At 61.6% G+C, this 15,572-nt stretch carries 12 protein-coding genes and 1 riboswitch; of the genes, 4 read left to right on the forward strand and 8 right to left on the reverse strand.

Features of this window, described 5'->3' with window-relative positions; genetic code table 11:
- Positions 1–74 precede the first annotated feature (74 nt).
- From Q0I65_RS02755 to mscL, 3 genes are all read left to right on the forward strand, one after another.
- Positions 75–2,039, forward strand: coding sequence for a fructose-1,6-bisphosphatase (locus Q0I65_RS02755; RefSeq protein WP_296059568.1), 1,965 nt, complete (start codon positions 75–77; stop codon positions 2,037–2,039).
- 7 nt (positions 2,040–2,046) lie between these two features.
- Positions 2,047–3,234, forward strand: coding sequence for a cysteine desulfurase family protein (locus Q0I65_RS02760; RefSeq protein WP_296059570.1), 1,188 nt, complete (start codon positions 2,047–2,049; stop codon positions 3,232–3,234).
- Positions 3,235–3,359: 125 nt separating this feature from the next.
- Positions 3,360–3,797: a large conductance mechanosensitive channel protein MscL gene (gene mscL, locus Q0I65_RS02765; protein WP_296059572.1), complete on the forward strand. Its 438-nt coding sequence runs from the start codon at positions 3,360–3,362 to the stop codon at positions 3,795–3,797.
- A gap of 95 nt (positions 3,798–3,892) precedes the next feature.
- Here the strand turns inward: mscL and Q0I65_RS02770 are convergent, their stop codons facing one another.
- From Q0I65_RS02770 to Q0I65_RS02790, 5 genes are all read right to left on the reverse strand, one after another.
- Positions 3,893–4,867, reverse strand: a complete 975-nt coding sequence (locus tag Q0I65_RS02770; protein ID WP_296059574.1) for an L-lactate dehydrogenase — start codon at positions 4,865–4,867, stop codon at positions 3,893–3,895.
- An 83-nt stretch (positions 4,868–4,950) separates the two neighbouring features.
- Positions 4,951–5,361: a pyridoxamine 5'-phosphate oxidase family protein gene (locus tag Q0I65_RS02775; protein WP_296059576.1), complete on the reverse strand. Its 411-nt coding sequence runs from the start codon at positions 5,359–5,361 to the stop codon at positions 4,951–4,953.
- Positions 5,362–5,431: 70 nt separating this feature from the next.
- Positions 5,432–6,232 carry an energy-coupling factor transporter transmembrane component T gene (locus Q0I65_RS02780; RefSeq protein ID WP_296059579.1) on the reverse strand — a complete coding sequence of 267 codons (801 nt, stop codon included), beginning with the start codon at positions 6,230–6,232 and terminating at the stop codon, positions 5,432–5,434.
- Positions 6,229–8,181, reverse strand: coding sequence for an energy-coupling factor transporter ATPase (locus tag Q0I65_RS02785; protein ID WP_296059582.1), 1,953 nt, complete (start codon positions 8,179–8,181; stop codon positions 6,229–6,231). Before Q0I65_RS02785 ends, Q0I65_RS02780 begins: the two co-directional genes overlap by 4 nt.
- Before the next feature lie 3 nt (positions 8,182–8,184).
- A complete protein-coding gene (locus Q0I65_RS02790; protein WP_296059585.1) occupies positions 8,185–8,778 on the reverse strand; it encodes an ECF transporter S component in 594 nt (197 codons plus the stop codon).
- 144 nt (positions 8,779–8,922) lie between these two features.
- A riboswitch (FMN riboswitch) is annotated at positions 8,923–9,094 on the reverse strand.
- Between the two features lie 745 nt (positions 9,095–9,839).
- On the opposite strand from Q0I65_RS02790, the gene Q0I65_RS02795 reads away from it, so the two are divergent.
- The gene (locus Q0I65_RS02795) at positions 9,840–10,853 is read left to right on the forward strand and encodes an inorganic phosphate transporter (RefSeq protein WP_296059856.1); all 1,014 of its coding nucleotides are present in this window, start codon (positions 9,840–9,842) and stop codon (positions 10,851–10,853) included.
- A 192-nt stretch (positions 10,854–11,045) separates the two neighbouring features.
- Here the strand turns inward: Q0I65_RS02795 and Q0I65_RS02800 are convergent, their stop codons facing one another.
- The 3 genes from Q0I65_RS02800 to Q0I65_RS02810 all read right to left on the reverse strand — a co-directional run bounded on the left by Q0I65_RS02800 (position 11,046) and on the right by Q0I65_RS02810 (position 15,024).
- A complete protein-coding gene (locus Q0I65_RS02800; RefSeq protein WP_296059587.1) occupies positions 11,046–12,476 on the reverse strand; it encodes an MATE family efflux transporter in 1,431 nt (476 codons plus the stop codon).
- Positions 12,477–12,610: 134 nt separating this feature from the next.
- Positions 12,611–13,315 carry a class I SAM-dependent methyltransferase gene (locus tag Q0I65_RS02805; RefSeq protein WP_296059589.1) on the reverse strand — a complete coding sequence of 235 codons (705 nt, stop codon included), beginning with the start codon at positions 13,313–13,315 and terminating at the stop codon, positions 12,611–12,613.
- Positions 13,316–13,350: 35 nt separating this feature from the next.
- Positions 13,351–15,024: a flavodoxin family protein gene (locus tag Q0I65_RS02810; RefSeq protein ID WP_296059591.1), complete on the reverse strand. Its 1,674-nt coding sequence runs from the start codon at positions 15,022–15,024 to the stop codon at positions 13,351–13,353.
- Positions 15,025–15,572: the final 548 nt, after the last annotated feature.

Consider the following 15,572-nt stretch of genomic DNA (forward strand, 5'->3'; position numbering starts at 1 on the left):
CAGAGTCTGCATTGCATCTGAAAGCATTCGATATTCGGCTCCCAAATGCAACAACTAAAAGATAGGAGGAGCCCATGGAAGTCGGCGAAAAGCGCTATCTCGAATTGCTTTCCCGATCGTTTCCCACCATCGCCGAGGCATCTGCCGAGGTCATCAACTTGTCGGCGATCTTGAATCTCCCCAAATCGACGGAATTCTTCGCTTCCGACATCCATGGCGAGTTCGAAGCCTTCTCGCATATCCTGCGCAACGGTTCCGGCTCGATCCGCCTGAAGGTTGACGACGTGTTCGGCGACAAGCTCTCCGACGCCGAGAAGCGCGCGCTCGCCACGCTCATCTATTATCCGCGCGAAAAGGCGAAGCTTGTATTATCGCAGGTGGAAGACGAGTACGCATGGTATGCCGTCACGGTCCCGCGCCTCGTTGCGGTCTGCAAGCGTGCCGCGCGCAAGTACACGCACTCCAAAATCCGCCGCGCCGTGCCAAGCGAGTTCGCCTACATCGTCGAGGAGCTTTTGACCGAAGATCGCCACGGCGTCGACAAGGAAGCCTACTACAGCGCCATCATCGATGCGGCGGTGCGCACGGGCCGCGGCATCGCGCTCATCGAGGCGCTCTCGACCATGATCCAGCGCCTTGCAGTCGACCAGTTGCACATCGTCGGCGACATCTACGACCGCGGTCCCGCGCCGCACACCATCATGGACACGCTCATGGCGTACCATTCCGTGGACATCCAGTGGGGCAACCACGACATCGTGTGGATGGGCGCCTCGCTCGGCCAGCGCGGCTGCATCGCGCACGTGGTGCGCAACTGCGCGCGCTACGGCAACCTCTCCATCTTGGAAGACGCCTATGGCATCAACATCTTGCCGCTTGCCTCCTTCGCGCTCGACGCCTACGCCGACGACCCGTGCGTCGGGTTCGCGCTCAAGGGCAACCCCGACCTTCCCCCCTCCGAGCTCGAGATGAACGTGAAGATCCAAAAGGCGATGGCGATTATCCAATTCAAGGTGGAAGGCCAGCTCATCGATGAGAACCCGGCTTTCGGCCTCGATGACCGCAAGCTTTTGGACAAGATCGACTACGCTCGCGGCACGGTGATGCTCGACGGCACCGAGTACGAGCTCACCGACAAAGTGTTCCCGACCATCGACCCGGAGAACCCCTACGCCCTTACGCCTGCTGAACAGGACGTGATGGAGCGCCTCGTCGCCGCGTTTACCGGATGCGAGAAGCTCCGCCGCCACATGCAGTTCTTCCTGGAAGCGGGAAGCCTCTACAAGGTGCACAACGGCAACCTGCTCTTCCACGCCTGCGTGCCGCTCAACGCCGACGGCTCTCTCAAGGAAGTCGACGTCTACGGCAAAACGTACAAGGGCCGCGCGCTCTACGACGTGATGGAGCGCCACGTGCGCGCTGCGTTTTTTAGCCGTGACGAGGAAGAACGCCGTCGCGGGCGCGACATGCTGTGGTATCTGTGGCTCGGGCAGGGCAGCCCGCTGTTCGCGAAGAGCAAGATGGCCACCTTCGAGCTCTACCTCATCGCCGACAAGGCTGCGCGCAAGGAAGTGAAGAACCCCTTCTACACCCTGATCGACGACGAGGCCGTGGTCGCGAACATCTTCCGCGATTTCGGGCTCGACCCGGAAACGTCCCATATCATCTGCGGGCATGTTCCCGTGAAGGTGAAAGATGGCGAAGATCCCGTGAAATGCGGCGGCAAGGTCATCATGATCGATGGCGGTTTCTCGAAGGCATATCAGCCGACCACGGGAATTGCCGGCTATACGCTCATCTCGAACTCCTACGGGTTCATCCTGGCGGCCCACGAGCCTTTGGAATCGGCTCAGGCCGCGATAGAGAAGGAAATCGACATCCACTCGTCCCGGCATATGGTGGAGCAGGTGAAGAAGCGCACGCTCATGGGGGACACCGACGAGGGGCAGCAGATGAAGCGCGAAATCGCAGATCTTGAGCGGCTGCTCAAGGCGTATCGCACGGGAGAGATACCAAGACAAGAACAAAAAGGTGAATGAAACCGCTATGAGCCATACAACTGAAAGCTACCTCGACAACGCGGCGACCACGCCGACGCTCCCCGAGGTCATCGAGCGCATGAACGAGGTGATGTGCGACGCGTGGGGCAACCCCTCGTCGGTCCATGCCGTGGGAATGCGCGCGAAGGAAGTCCTCGAGGAGAGCCGTGCCACTGTCGCCTGTGCGCTCGGGGTCGAGCCTGGCGAGGTGTACTTTACTTCGGGGGCTACCGAATCGAACAACCTCGCCGTCCGAGGCGTGTGCTCGGCGCGACGCGACAACCCTGCCAAGATCATCACCTCGACGCTCGAGCACGCGTCGGTCACGCGAAGTGTGCGCGGTATGCGCCGTGAAATGGATTGGCCGGTCACCTATATCGATGCGGTTGATGGCATGCTTGACCTGGTGCAACTGCGCGATGCGCTCATGGAAAGCCCCACGTCGCTCATCACTATCATGAACGTGCAGAACGAAGTGGGCTACCTCTTCCCCTCGGCGGAGATTGGCCGTATTCGCGATGAGCTTGCGCCCGACGCGCTCTATCACGTCGATGCCACCCAAGCGTTCGGCAAGCTTTCCCCGAAACCGCGCGAGTGGCACGCCGAGCTGGCATCCGTCGCCTCGCACAAGATCGGCGGGCCGCGCGGTATCGGCGCGCTGTACGTGCGCGACGGCGTGAAGATGCACACGAACGCATTCGGCGGTGGGCAGGAGCGCGGGCTTCGCTCGGGCACCGAGCCGGTGTTCCTTGCTGCGGGTTTCGCGCGCGCTGTCGAGCTGGCGCAGGCCGAGCATGGGGAAACCCTCGCGCATGTGCGCGCGCTGAACGCGCAGATCCGCGCCGAGCTCGCGCGCCTTGTCCCCAGCGCCATCATAAACTCGCCCGAGGACGCGTCTCCCTTCATCGTGAGCGTGAGCGTACCGGGGCTGCGCAACGCGAAGTCGGTCGCGTACCTCAGCGATCGCGGCGTTTACGTGTCGCGCGCGTCGGCGTGCGAATCGAACCACGAGCATGTGGCGGCCGGTACCTGGCGCAAGAAGCATCCGCTATCGCTCCAGGCTGCGGGCATCCCGCTTTCGCAGGGCAACACGACGCTGCGCGTGAGCTTTTCGGGCGCGACAACGCCGGAAGACGTCGATCGCTTCGTGGTGACGCTCGCGGAATGCAACGAAGAGCTCGGGAACTGCAAATAATTAGTGACAGGGAAGCGTCCGGCGTGGGGGCTGCCTTCTGTACTTGGGGTAGGGCGGGCAGCGATTTTTGCTATAGTATCTCGCTGTAAGTTCGCACGCTTTCTTTTCAATCGATTGGGGAGGACATGAAGAAGTTCCTAGGGGAATTCAAAGACTTCATCAACCGCGGCAACGTGATGGATCTGGCCGTCGCCGTCATCATTGGCGGCGCGTTCACAGCCATCGTGACGGCGCTCACCACCAACATCATCAATCCGTTCATCTCGTTTATCGCAGGCGGCACTCCGGGCGAGATCTCGGGGCTGGTGGTGCCGGGCACCGAAATCGACTTCGGCGCCTTCATCTCGGCGGTCATCAACTTCCTCATTGTGGCGTTCATCGTGTTTTTGCTGGTGAAGGCTGTCAACAAGGCGCAGGAGGCTGCCGATAAGCTCACGGGCAAGGAAAAGGAAGAGGAAAAGAAGCCACCCGTGTGCCCCTTCTGCTTAGAAGAGGTCAAGGAGGGCGCGACGCGCTGCCCGCACTGCACCGGCGCCTTCGATGAGCCTGCGAAGAGCGAATAACCTGATAGCGTGCCCGTAACCGAGGCGACTGTCACCAAAAACGCGGCCGCATCTTCAAAAGAGAAGGTGCGGCCGCGTTCGTTTTGCGGGCCAGTTTACAGGTCGAGCTGCTCGATGACGCCTTTGAGCATGTCGGCGGACTCGCGCAGGCGCGCTTGCTCGTCTTCGGAGAAGGGTGCGGGAACCTTGTACTCGATGCCGGCGGCGCCAACCACGCAGGGCATCGAAAGCGCGATGTCGGAGATGCCGTACTCGCCTTCCATCAGGTTTGATACGGGAAGAATAGGCTTCTCGTCGCGCACGATCGCCTCGCAGATGCGCTTCACGGACATGGCGATGCCGTAATAGGTGGCATGCTTCTTCTCGATGATCTCGTACGCCGAGTTCTTCACGTCGGCCTCGATTTTCGCCATGGTCTCGGCGCTGTGCTCGCGTCCGCGCAGGCGGCTGAACACGTCGATCGGGATGCCCGAGACGTTAGCTAGACTCCAGATGGCGATTTCGGAATCCCCGTGCTCGCCAACGATGCGCGCGTGGACGTTGCGCGGGTCGACGCCGAGATGTTCGCCGAGCACGTACTTGAAGCGCGCGGTGTCGAGCACCGTGCCCGACCCGATAACGCGGTTCGCGGGCAGCCCCGAGAGCTTGAGCGCGACATAGGTGAGGATATCGACCGGGTTCGACACGACGAGCAGGATGCCGGAAAAGCCGCTTTGCGTGATTTGCGGCACGATAGACTTGAAGATGCTCACGTTCTTGCTGACCAGATCAAGGCGCGTCTCGCCGGGCTTTTGGTTCGCGCCCGCCGTGATGATCACGACGCCGGCGTCGGCGATGTCGGCGTAATCGCCCGCGTAGATGTTCGACGGTGATGCGAGCGGCATGCCGTGCGCGATGTCGAGCGCCTCGCCCTCGGCGCGGTTGCGATCGACATCGATCAGCACCATCTCAGAGAACAACCCGCTTTGCATCAGCGCAAACGCAGATGCGGATCCCACGAACCCGCATCCCACGATGCCAACTTTGCGGAAATTCGCAGGTCGCGTGCCTGCGTCGGTGCCGTTTGCCATGAGCCGCTCTCCTTCGTTGAATGTCGTTTCGCTATTGTGCCACAAAACGGCCGTCGGCCCAGGGCAGCGCGGCGGTAATTCATCTAGAGCTCTACGGGAACCCATTCCTCATGGTTGCAAATCCAAGCCTGCGGTTCCTCCACGCTGAAGAACGTGAGCGTGGGGTCGTTCGGCCCGTCGTAGGTCTCGCCAAGCCCGCTCAAATGCGCGAAGCCGGCGTAGCGGATGTCGTCGTTGACCTTGTCGTCGAGTCCCGCGCGTCCGCGGAGGATAAGCCAGCCGTGTCCCGGCCACCATGCCGTTGCCTCGAACTTCGGGTTCGCGACGAGTTCGTCCCACACATCCTTGGTCGTCGCGGTGCAAAACCAGATCTTGCCGTCCTGCTCGGCGGCGAAACTGAAGGGGCGCACGTGCGGCTGATCGTTTACGCTCGTGGCGAGATACCACGCGGGCACGGCGCTTAAGTACTGCAGAATCTTCTCGTTTCCGGTCATGGGGATTCCTTTCCAAAACGGTAGGGTACGAAATAATTTGCAGGGGGGATACGAATCCGCCCCGACAGCCTTACAGCAGGATGTTCACCGCGATCACGCAAGCTAGGAGGACGGCGACGAGCGCGCAGGCAACGCCGTCGCGAGGGGCGAAGCTTAGCGGATGGAGCCTCGTGCGCCCCTCCTTGCCGTGGTAGCAACGCGCGTCCATGGCCGCCGAAAGCGTCTCGGCATGGCGAAAGACGCTGGTGAACAAGGGAGTCATGAGAGACGAGAGCATCTGCACGCCACGTACGGGGCTGGTCTTGAGCCCCGCGCCGCGAGCAAGCTGTGCTTCGCGAATGCTCGAAAACTCGGTTGCGAACTGCGGCATGAAGCGCAGGGCGATGCCCATGATCATGCCGATCTCGTGTGCTGGCACGCCGAAGCGCGCGAAGGGGGAGAGCAGCCGCTCGAGGGCCTCCGTCAAGTCGAGCGTCATCGTGGTCAGCGTGACGAGGCTCATTCCCGCCATCATGAGCAGGAGCCGGCAGGCGATGAGCAAGCAGGTGAGCACACCCTGTTCGCTTATGCGGATGAACGCCCATTCGAAATAGACAGGCCCTCCCTGCACGACGAACAGGTTCATGATCGATGCAATCACGACGATGAACATGAGCGGCGCGAGCGAGCGCAAAGCCTTCCTTGCGGGAATGCGGGCGAGGGCGTAGGCTCCCACCACAAACAGCGCCACGGGAATAAGCGCAAGAAAGGACCTCGCGTTTAGAGTGATCACGATGAACGCGCACCCGAGCAAAAGCTTCGCGCGCGCGTCGAGCTTGTGAACGGGGCTTGTGCCAGGTACATAGCTTCCGAAAGAAAATCCGCGCATCATAAGAGACCTCGCAGATAGGAGACGATTGAGTCTTCGGTGGCAAGCTCCTCGTGCGCAACGGCAAGCCCGCCTTCGCGCAGAAGGTTCGCGAAATGCTCGGGCGAGGTGGTCGCAAGCCCAACGGCAGTCAGCTCATCGGCGCGAGAGAATACCTCGGCAGGCGTTCCCTCCATGAGGAGCTTTCCTTCGCTCATGACCGCAACGCGGTCGCAGAGATTCGCGAGGTCGTCCATATTGTGGGACACCATAACCACGGTGAGTCCCTCTTCGTGCAGGTGAGACACCATGTCGAGAAACGATTTTCGCGCCTTGGGGTCGAGCCCTGCGGCGGGCTCGTCGAGCACGAGCACCTCAGGCTCCATGGCGAGCACGCCCGCAAACGCCACACGGCGCTGCTGGCCGCCCGAGAGCTCGAAGGGGCTGCGTGCGTCGATCTCCTCAGGGTCAAGCCCTACGGTGCGCAGGGAGCGCTCGATCCGCGCAGAGACCTCCTCTTCCGAAAGGCCCAGGTTGCGCGGCCCGAAGGCGACATCTTCCGCCACGGTTGCCGCGAAGAGCTGGTTCTCGGGGTACTGGAACACCACGCCGACGTGCCCGCGCACGTCGTTGGCGGCGCCCTTCTCCGCGACATCGCGCCCGAAGGCGACGACGCGGCCGTTTGTGGGGTGCAAGATGCCGTTCATGTGCTGGATGAGGGTCGACTTGCCCGAGCCGGTATGGCCGGCGATGCCTAAGAACTCGCCTTTGCGCACTTCGAGGGTTACGTTGTCGAGTGCCCAGAGCGCTTCGGGGGAATTGCCCCATTTTGCCTGCTTAGGGGCTGGTTTTTTGCCGGCTTTGCGCTGACGGCGCGCCTCGGCGGTGTCGTAGGTGAACGATACGCCCTCAAGCTGGATAAGCGCATCGCCGCCCGCGGGCGCGGTGGAAGGTGCGGAAGTTTTCGTGCAGCTGGTCGAATCCTCGCGCACGGCCGCCGCTTCCGCGGGCGAGCCCTGGGATGCCACCTCATCGTGCGCACTTCGGCGCTCGGCGTCCTCGCCCTCGTCGCCGCAAGCTTTCGCTACGTGTGACCCGAACAGGGAAAACACGCTTTTCGCAAGTTCCTCTTCGGTTACGGCGGCGGTCACGGGGGCGCCAGCTCGACGCAGTGCCTGGGAAAGCTCGGCTGCGAAGGGAACCTCCAGGTTGAGGGCGGAAAGTGCATCGACGTCGACGAGCACTTCCTGCGGTGTGCCCACGCGCGCCACCTTCCCCTCATCGAGAACGATGACGCGGTCGGCGAGGGCGGCCTCCTCCATGAAATGCGTGATCATGACGACGGTCATGCCCTGGTCGTTGAGCGAGCGCACGACGCGCATAAGCCCTTTGCGTCCGCGGGGGTCGAGCATCGCAGAGGCCTCGTCCAAGATGAGGATCTCCGGGTTCATCGCAAGGGCGCCTGCGATGGCGACGCGCTGCTTCTGCCCGCCGGAAAGCGCGTGCGTCTCGTGCTTCTCAAACCCCGAAAGGCCGACGTCTTCAAGGCGTTGCGTTACGCGCTGCCGCAGCTCAGCGGTGGGAACGCCGAGGTTTTCGGGCCCGAAGGCTACGTCGTCTTCCACAAGGGAGGCGACCAGCTGGTCATCCGGGTTCTGAAATACCATGCCGGCGCTCTGGCGAATCGCGTAGGTGTGCTGGCGCTCGGAGGTGTCCATGCCGCAAACCTCCACCCGCCCCTTATCGGGAACGAGCAGCGCGTTCAAATGCTTCGCGAGCGTCGATTTCCCCGATCCGTTGCCGCCGAGGATACATACGAACTCGCCGCGCTCGATCTGCGCGCTTGCGCCCGAGAGCGCGAACGCCTCGCCGTCGTAGGTGAACGAGACGTCGCGCACGCAGATGATGGGCGCCTCGGCGGACACGGGGGCGGAATTTCCGGCGGGGTCTTCGGGTAGAGGCTTCCCAGTCATGGTTTAGCGGCCTTTCACCTGGTTTTTCTTCGGGGTGATGAGGTTCGAGATCGCCTTGTACACGATGAGCGTCAGAAGCGAGTTCAGCACGGTTTTGATGAGGTTGAAGGGCACGACGGCGGGAAGCAAAAGCGGCATGATGACGTCAACGCTGCCATACCAGAACGCCACGCCGATCGTGAGGTTCGTGATGATGGCGCCGACGGTCGCGCACACAATGCCCACGATAAGGCCGAGAGCGGCGCCTTTCAGGGTGTGCATCTTCTTGTAGATGAGCGCCGCGGGGACGACGAAGAACAGCGTCGCGCAGATGTTCATGAGCGAGCCGACCCATTCGCCCAGGATAAGGCCGTGAATCACCGCCGCGATCGCGCCGACGACAAAGCCTGCGCCCGGGCCGAAGGCGAAGCCGCAGACCATCGCGGGCATAAGCGAGGGGTCGTAGGTGAGGAAGGGCGCGGCCGGTAGAAGGGGAATCTGGATGAAGGAGAACAGCGCGGCGATGGCGCACATGAGCGCCATGGTGACGAGCTGGCGCGTGCTCCAGCGGTTCGTGTTCTTAAGTTCGACCTGCTTGGTTGCTTGTGTGGCTGACATGACAGCCTCCTTCTCGCAAGGTGGGTTTCTGCGGGTCCGCTTCTCACCCTGCACAAAAAAGCGGGCCCGTATGAATTCCTTTGCATACGGGCCCGCGAATACGCATCAACGACACGCCCGACAATTGCCGCGGCGCGCTGCGATTCTCTGCCTCTTCCATCCGGACTGTAACCGTTGGTCCCGGATTCTCACCGGATCAGCCAAGCGGACGAAGCGCGGTGGGCGCCTCATCTGCTCGGGTCGCGGACTTCCAGCTTGGCGTGCTCGCCTTCTGGTTACCGCCAGTGGGGAATCTCACCCCGCCCTGAAACAGAATTCATCTTGCCCGTATTGTATGCGCGAAGGCGACAGGCTTCAACCTCTTCTGGGAAGTTTTTGGAAAAGGGAGGTGATAGGGCGATTTGAGACTGGCGCCCGCATGTCCCGTGTCGCGAAAACGGGTCATGCGAAGAAAAGACGCGCCCCTTCCCAACCTTAACTTAGACGAAACGCGCGGGAAACATGCATCGAGTATCTTTGGGGTGTCGACACGGGAGGCCGCGCGGAAAGCGTCTGCGTGAAGCCTCGTGCTAGCGGCAAAACGCAAGATCATGCAGCCCCGAAAAGGCGCAGCGCCGTGCAATTACGGCGAAGCGCAACACCGCGCGACGATGAACACCCTAAGGCGGCTCTGCGCTACGATGCCCCCAACCCACGTACCGCACCCGCCATTTTCTTTTGCTGTGCAGTTGCTGCACAGAAACGGGGCCTATTTGCTCGTTTTTCGAAGGGGAAGACCCTCGACCGCGCACAAGAACGCTCCCGCTCCCCGTGGTTTTCGGTGTCAAGGGCTTGCCTGCGAGTCTCCGTCGTCGGCAAGTTTTATGCACGTTGCCGATATTGCGACCTTGCGTCCCCAGGCATGCTCTACATTATTAAGGCTGTGTAAAATGCGGTCTGCATGAGGCGGCATGCCTCGTGATTGACACGCACGGAATCAAGACGAACTCCCAAAAGGGCGTTCAACAACATAGACGGGGTTGCACGTGGCGCTAACGTTTGTAGATTTTCTTACCCAAGCGATGGCTCAGCCCATCCTGTTCGTGATTTTGATCCTCGTCATCGGCGTGACCGCCGTCTCCGGCGCCACCGATGCGCCGAACGCCATCGCGACGGTCGTCTCTACGCGCTGTCTCAAGCCGAATACCGCGATTGCCCTCGCGGCTGTGTTCAACTTCGTCGGCCTGGTCGGCATGACGTTTATCTCCACCGCCGTAGCGAAGACGATGTTTGGGATGGTCGACTTCTCAGGAGACACGAACGCCGCGCTTTTAGCCCTGGTCGCAGCTATGATAGGCGCAATCGCATGGGGCGTCATCTGTTGGATTTTCGGCATCCCGTGCTCGAAGTCGCACTCGCTCATCGCCGGCATCACCGGCGGCGCCATCGCGCTCAACGGTTGGGCGGGCGTGGTTCCCGCCGAGTGGGCGAAAGTCATCTACGGTATGGTGTTTTCCCTGGTTGCAGGCTTTATTTTGGGCTGGTTGTTCACCAAGGTCATCGAAGCGCTCTTCCGCAGCGTGAACCGCATCTATGCGAACCGCCTGTTCGTCATCATTCAAGATCTGTGCGCCATCGCGCTGTCGTTTCTCCACGGCGCGCAAGACGGCCAGAAGTTCATGTCCATCGCCATGCTCGGCGTGGCCTTGTCCTTCGGCAGCTCGACGCCCGATTCGAGTGGCTTCCCGATGTGGATCATGATCGTGTGCTCGGCGGCCATCTCGCTCGGCACCGTTGTCGGCGGCAAGCGCATCATCAAATCCGTCGGTATGGATATGGTGAAGCTCGAGAAGTACCAGGGTGTCGCCGCGAATTTCTCGACCACGTTCACGCTTCTGTTCGCGAGCCTGACGGGCATGCCCGTCTCCACGAGCCACTGCAACACGTCCGCCATCATGGGCGTGGGCGCTTCGAAATCGATCAAGCGCGTGAACTGGAGTATCGCGAAGAACATGCTGCTCGCTTGGATCATCACGTTCCCCGCATGCGGAGTCATCGGTTTCGTTCTGGCGAAGCTTTTCATGATGTTCGCGTAGGTACATGCCCGCCTTGGGCTTGTCTGCACCCCGGCATGTCCCATCTTCGGGTCTAAAATAGTAGCTCCCTACATAGTAAGGGGTCCTGCGCTGAAGCGATATCGCGCTCGCGTGCACTGGCGCTAGGTTCGAGCGGTTGCGTCCCCCCTTCGGGCGCAACCGCTTTTTCATTATGCGGTGCTTTTGCTCCTGTTACGCGGCGGCCTTGGAACGCGCTGCCTGCTTCTGCTTGCGCGCGGCGATCTTCGCTCGCTCCTTCGCGTAGGTCCGCTTCCTTGCGAAAAGGTAGAGCGCGATCATCGTGGTGCCGGTGACGATCCAGGTCACGGGGTAGATGTTCAGCAGCGCCTCGAAGCTGCCGAGCAGCGGGAACAGCGTGAACACGTAGATGACGCGCAGCACGCACGAGCCGATGATGACGACGACTGTCGGGAGGATGGACCAGCCCATGCCGCGCAGTGCGCCTGCCGTTATCTCGTAAGTGCTGGGAAGGCATTCGAGCAGTTCGACGTGCCAGAGCCTCGTGGTAGCGAACGCGAGGGCGCCTGCCTCGGTAGTGAAGATGCTCAAGCCGGTGTTGCCTAGGCCGACGAGCACAACCGACACGGCGAAAGAAAGCCCGAGGGAGAGGCCCATCGACCAGGCGATGACCTTGTCGCAGCGCGAGAGGTTCCCCGCCGCGAAATTCTGCCCGATGAAGGTGATGGCGGCCTGGGAAAACGCGTTGATGATGAAGTAGGTGTAGTACTCGAAGTTGAGCGCAGCGGTCGATCCTGCGATCGCATCGGTGCCGAAGCTGTTGATTGACGCCTGAATGATGATGTTCGATACCGCGAACACGACGCCCTGCAAACCCGAGGGCACGCCGATGTAGAGAATCTGGTGCAGGGCCCGCTGGTCGACGCGAAGCTCCCGCACGTTCAGGCGGAAGTCTTCCTCTTCGTGCATGAGCATCACGATCACGATCGCCGCTGCAAGTGCGTAGGCGGCAACGGTGGCGGCGGCGATTCCCGCAGCGCCCAGGTGAAGGACTGACACGGCGAATATATCGAGCACGGCGTTCACCACTGCGGAGATGGCGAGCGCATAGAGCGGACGCCGCGTGTCGCCCTTTGCACGCAGGATTGCCGAGCCGAAATTGAACACGAGGAAAAAGGCGACGCCGGCGAAATAAATTCGCAGGTAGCTAACCGATTCGGCGCGCGCTTCGTCGGGGATCCCCACGCTGTCGACGAGGAAGCCTGCGATGGCGATGCCGATCACGGTTACCAACACGGCGGAGACAATCGCGATCACCGCGGTGGTGTGCACGGCGGCGCGGATCTTCGAGCGGTCGCCTTGTCCGATGCGTATGGCGATCGTTGCGTTCGTGCCGATCGAGACTCCTACGAAAAAGCTGATGAACAGCGCGACCAAGGGCGATACGCCGCCGATTGCGGCGAGCTCGGTGGAGCCGAGGAGGCGTCCGGCGACGATGGCGTCGGTTGAGTTGAACAGCTGCTGGAAGATGCTCGAGAAAGCCAGCGGAATGGCGAAGAGGAAGAGCTTGCCCACAAGCGGCCCATGCAGCATGTCGATGCTGTTGCGGTTCGCCTTCTTCTCCACAGTGTTTTGCGACGACATTCGAAATCCCCCAGATATCTCAATCGCTTGATAGTGACGCGCTCGCGCATCCGCGTTTTCACGCCCGCGCGCAGTCGCCGAATTTTCTTTCTACCGCGCTGCGGGAGGTTGCGCAAGGGAGAAGCGGTGTGTAGTTAAGCGAGCGGTACCTTTATGCTCGCGGGGGTGATGACGTCGTAGCGCACCGCTTTGCCGGCGAGCGAATGGCTCGGCTTCACGCCCGCGAGATGCGGGCCCTTCGCAGGGCGCTTCACGACCACTTTGCGCGGGCCGGCGGAAATGGCTGCGGCAAGGAGCGCCCCTTCGTTTTGGCAGGGAGCTTCGAGGTGGTGGATGAGCTGGAACTTCTTCTTCACGGCAGCGCTCTTGCGACGCTCGGGGAACATGGGGTCCAGATAGATCACGTCGGGTGTGTCCCCAAGATGGGTCATGGCCTCGATGCTGTCTTCCTCGAAGAGCTCCATGCGGCGCGCGATGTCGGCGAGCTTAGGGTCGGCTTGCGCACGGGCGAGCGCGTCGCGCACGAGTGCCGCGATGGTGGGGTCCGATTCGTACATGCTCACGCGAAACCCAGCTGCGGCCAGGAGAAACGAGTCCTCGCCAAGCCCCGCCGTGGCGTCGATCGCCCACGGCTCGGCGCAGCCGCGGACCTTTGCCGCGCGGACGAGGAGCTCGCCTGCAAGGCGGTCTTTCCGGATGCGGGGGAGCAGCTGCGAGAAGTCGCCGCGAAGCTCCATCCCGTCGCCGACGAGGGCGAGCCCGCGCTCGTCACGCCGAAGCGATGTTGCGCAGGCTTCGTCGCTTCCCGTTGATTCGCTCTGTTGGTTGCATTTCCTCATGGGATAGCATTCTAGCGTGTTTTCCCGATATTGCGCTATCCGCGGGCAATGTGGCGGGGGTACCATTTTTGGAACCATGCGGTGAAGACGCCCATCAGCGCGGGAAGGACCGAGTTGATCGCGCCGACGAGGCTGGCCGCGTCCGTTTGCATGATGAAGTACGTCCAGATAGGCGTGACCAGGTAGAGGATTCCCCACGCTGCGGTCAGGATGCGGTTCGTCCTCATGAAGATCGGGTTGCGCAGCGCCGCATCGCCGTTGTAGCTGTTCTTGGAGTAATGCGCGGTCAGCGGCACCTTCGTGAAGCAGGAGAGCGTCCAGGTTAGCCCGAACAGAAGATACGATGCGGGAATCACCAGGATGGGAGGGGCTCCTGCCAAAAGCGCGATGGAGCACGCGCCAACCCCCAAGCCCGAGATCTGGTCGTAGAGGGTGACCTTCGTTCGATGCATCAATACGGGCAGCAGCACGCATACCGCCATGCTGACAAGGCTGCCCCAGAAGCTGTCGATGGAGGCTGCGACCCAAAAGACGATCCAGGGGATGAGGAGCAGCATCATGTTGGTTTTCGGCCCGGGCTCGTTCTTGCCGCACGTGCCCGCTCCCGCCGCGCCCGCGCCCGCGGCCATGTTGCCCGCGCCGCCCGCCGCGTTCGCGGCCCCGAAATACTCATCCCAGTGCATCATCAGGTCGAAGTCGCCCTCGACCGAGTACAAATGCCTCATGAGCGCCTCGTCGCCGGCAATCTCGCCGCTGGCGATCGAGCGCCAAACGCTCAAGGGGGTGTTGATCTGCGTGGTGCAATCCGCGGCGAAGCCCTCGGCAGGTTTCTCCTCCACATGGCTTCCGCGCTCGCCCAGCACGATGCGGTAGGTCTTGCCGATGTCGGTGTAGTTCATGTCGAGCACGACGTCGCGCCCCGGCCACGCCTGCCTGCGATAGAGGGCTGCCATCTGGCGCGTGAACACCAGGCTGGGATTTTCCTTCTCGCCCGACTTGCCGACTCCCCAGCTCGCGTCCGCCATCGCCTCGAAGATATCGCGCGGGAACAGGTTCTGGTCAAGCTTGCTGCGGGTCTCCTCTCGGATTCCGTCGCGCGTGAACTCTTCCCCAGCTTTCCTGACCCAAAAAAGGTACTCGTCGGTGCGTTCCGCCAGTTCCTTCACGCGGAAAAGCTCGCCCTGCCCGCAGAAGAGCGCGGTGTAGCCGTCTTTCCCGCAAAGCCGGTCGAACAGGTCGGTTACGCCGCCGTAGTTTCCCTTCGCAGTGTAGAAACCGCAGGTCGAGATTACGACCGTGCGCTTGCCGCTCATGTCATAGCGCGACGGGTGCCCGCCGTTTTCCGCCTCCGCACTCATGAAGGGGAGCGACATGGGAAGCTGCCGATCAATCAGGTTCTTCAGCGGGCCGGGCAGCCCGAAGTAGTACAGCGGGAAGCTCCAGATAACGACGTCGGCCAACAAAATCTTCTCGATGACCCCCTGCATGTCGTCGTGGATGCAGCATTTTCCCGGCGTCTTGCTCCAGCAAAAGAAGCATCCCCGGCAGGGCCTGATGTCGAGTGCGCCGACGCTCAGGGTCTCGATTGCGGGCGCCTTCCCGTGGGCACCTTCTTCTTGGGCAGTGATCCCTTGGAGGAAAGCGCTGGTCAGACGCCAGGTATTGCTTCGCTCGCCTTTGGGGCTGCCGTTGATTGCCAGGATTCTCATTTCGCGCTCCTCAGTTCGGCGGCTCAGTGCTCGGCCCAGTCGATGTACATTCGCAGGCTTCTTCTGCCGAAGTCGGCGGTCATCTTCCAGTACGGGCTTTGGTCCTCAAGGCCGAGCTCGCCTTCGAATTAGTCGATGATATACCACAAACGGAATATGGGAAGAGGCCGCCAGGTAAATGTTGCGTAAGGTCGAAGCTGGGCCGCGCATTTTCAAAGGGGGGTCCTGCCAGAAATCGGGTAGTTTTCATCATATCGGGAAGGCGGGGCTTGGGGGAAGGGGAGGTCCATCGAGAGGCATGTCTCGCTGACCTGGCAGTATGCTTCTGCGCCGCCTGCACTCGCTTGCCGCAGGGACGGATAACGCCTTGCGAGCGCCTTTCGGTGATGAAAACCACCCGATTTCTGGCAGGTTGGGGTGGCTTTTGTGACACGCCTCCTGCTTTTGGCTGCCTGAGCTCATTCCGTGGAAGACGGCGCGGTACGTTCGCGCTAGAATAGGGCAATTGACCCAAGGCCTAGGGCAAAGCCACAAGCCCCAAGCCTAAG

Source organism: uncultured Ellagibacter sp. (assembly GCF_934643285.1).
Classification (GTDB): domain Bacteria; phylum Actinomycetota; class Coriobacteriia; order Coriobacteriales; family Eggerthellaceae; genus Ellagibacter.

What these genes read in the sequence shown, in the direction of transcription:
- Q0I65_RS02755 (WP_296059568.1), top strand. Translation starts at nt 75, where the DNA reads ATGGAAGTCGGCGAAAAGCGCTATCTCGAATTGCTTTCCCGATCGTTT.
- Q0I65_RS02760 (WP_296059570.1), top strand. Translation starts at nt 2,047, where the DNA reads ATGAGCCATACAACTGAAAGCTACCTCGACAACGCGGCGACCACGCCG.
- mscL (WP_296059572.1), top strand. Translation starts at nt 3,360, where the DNA reads ATGAAGAAGTTCCTAGGGGAATTCAAAGACTTCATCAACCGCGGCAAC.
- Q0I65_RS02770 (WP_296059574.1), bottom strand. Translation starts at nt 4,867, where the DNA reads ATGGCAAACGGCACCGACGCAGGCACGCGACCTGCGAATTTCCGCAAA.
- Q0I65_RS02775 (WP_296059576.1), bottom strand. Translation starts at nt 5,361, where the DNA reads ATGACCGGAAACGAGAAGATTCTGCAGTACTTAAGCGCCGTGCCCGCG.
- Q0I65_RS02780 (WP_296059579.1), bottom strand. Translation starts at nt 6,232, where the DNA reads ATGATGCGCGGATTTTCTTTCGGAAGCTATGTACCTGGCACAAGCCCC.
- Q0I65_RS02785 (WP_296059582.1), bottom strand. Translation starts at nt 8,181, where the DNA reads ATGACTGGGAAGCCTCTACCCGAAGACCCCGCCGGAAATTCCGCCCCC.
- Q0I65_RS02790 (WP_296059585.1), bottom strand. Translation starts at nt 8,778, where the DNA reads ATGTCAGCCACACAAGCAACCAAGCAGGTCGAACTTAAGAACACGAAC.
- Q0I65_RS02795 (WP_296059856.1), top strand. Translation starts at nt 9,840, where the DNA reads ATGGCTCAGCCCATCCTGTTCGTGATTTTGATCCTCGTCATCGGCGTG.
- Q0I65_RS02800 (WP_296059587.1), bottom strand. Translation starts at nt 12,476, where the DNA reads ATGTCGTCGCAAAACACTGTGGAGAAGAAGGCGAACCGCAACAGCATC.
- Q0I65_RS02805 (WP_296059589.1), bottom strand. Translation starts at nt 13,315, where the DNA reads ATGAGGAAATGCAACCAACAGAGCGAATCAACGGGAAGCGACGAAGCC.
- Q0I65_RS02810 (WP_296059591.1), bottom strand. Translation starts at nt 15,024, where the DNA reads ATGAGAATCCTGGCAATCAACGGCAGCCCCAAAGGCGAGCGAAGCAAT.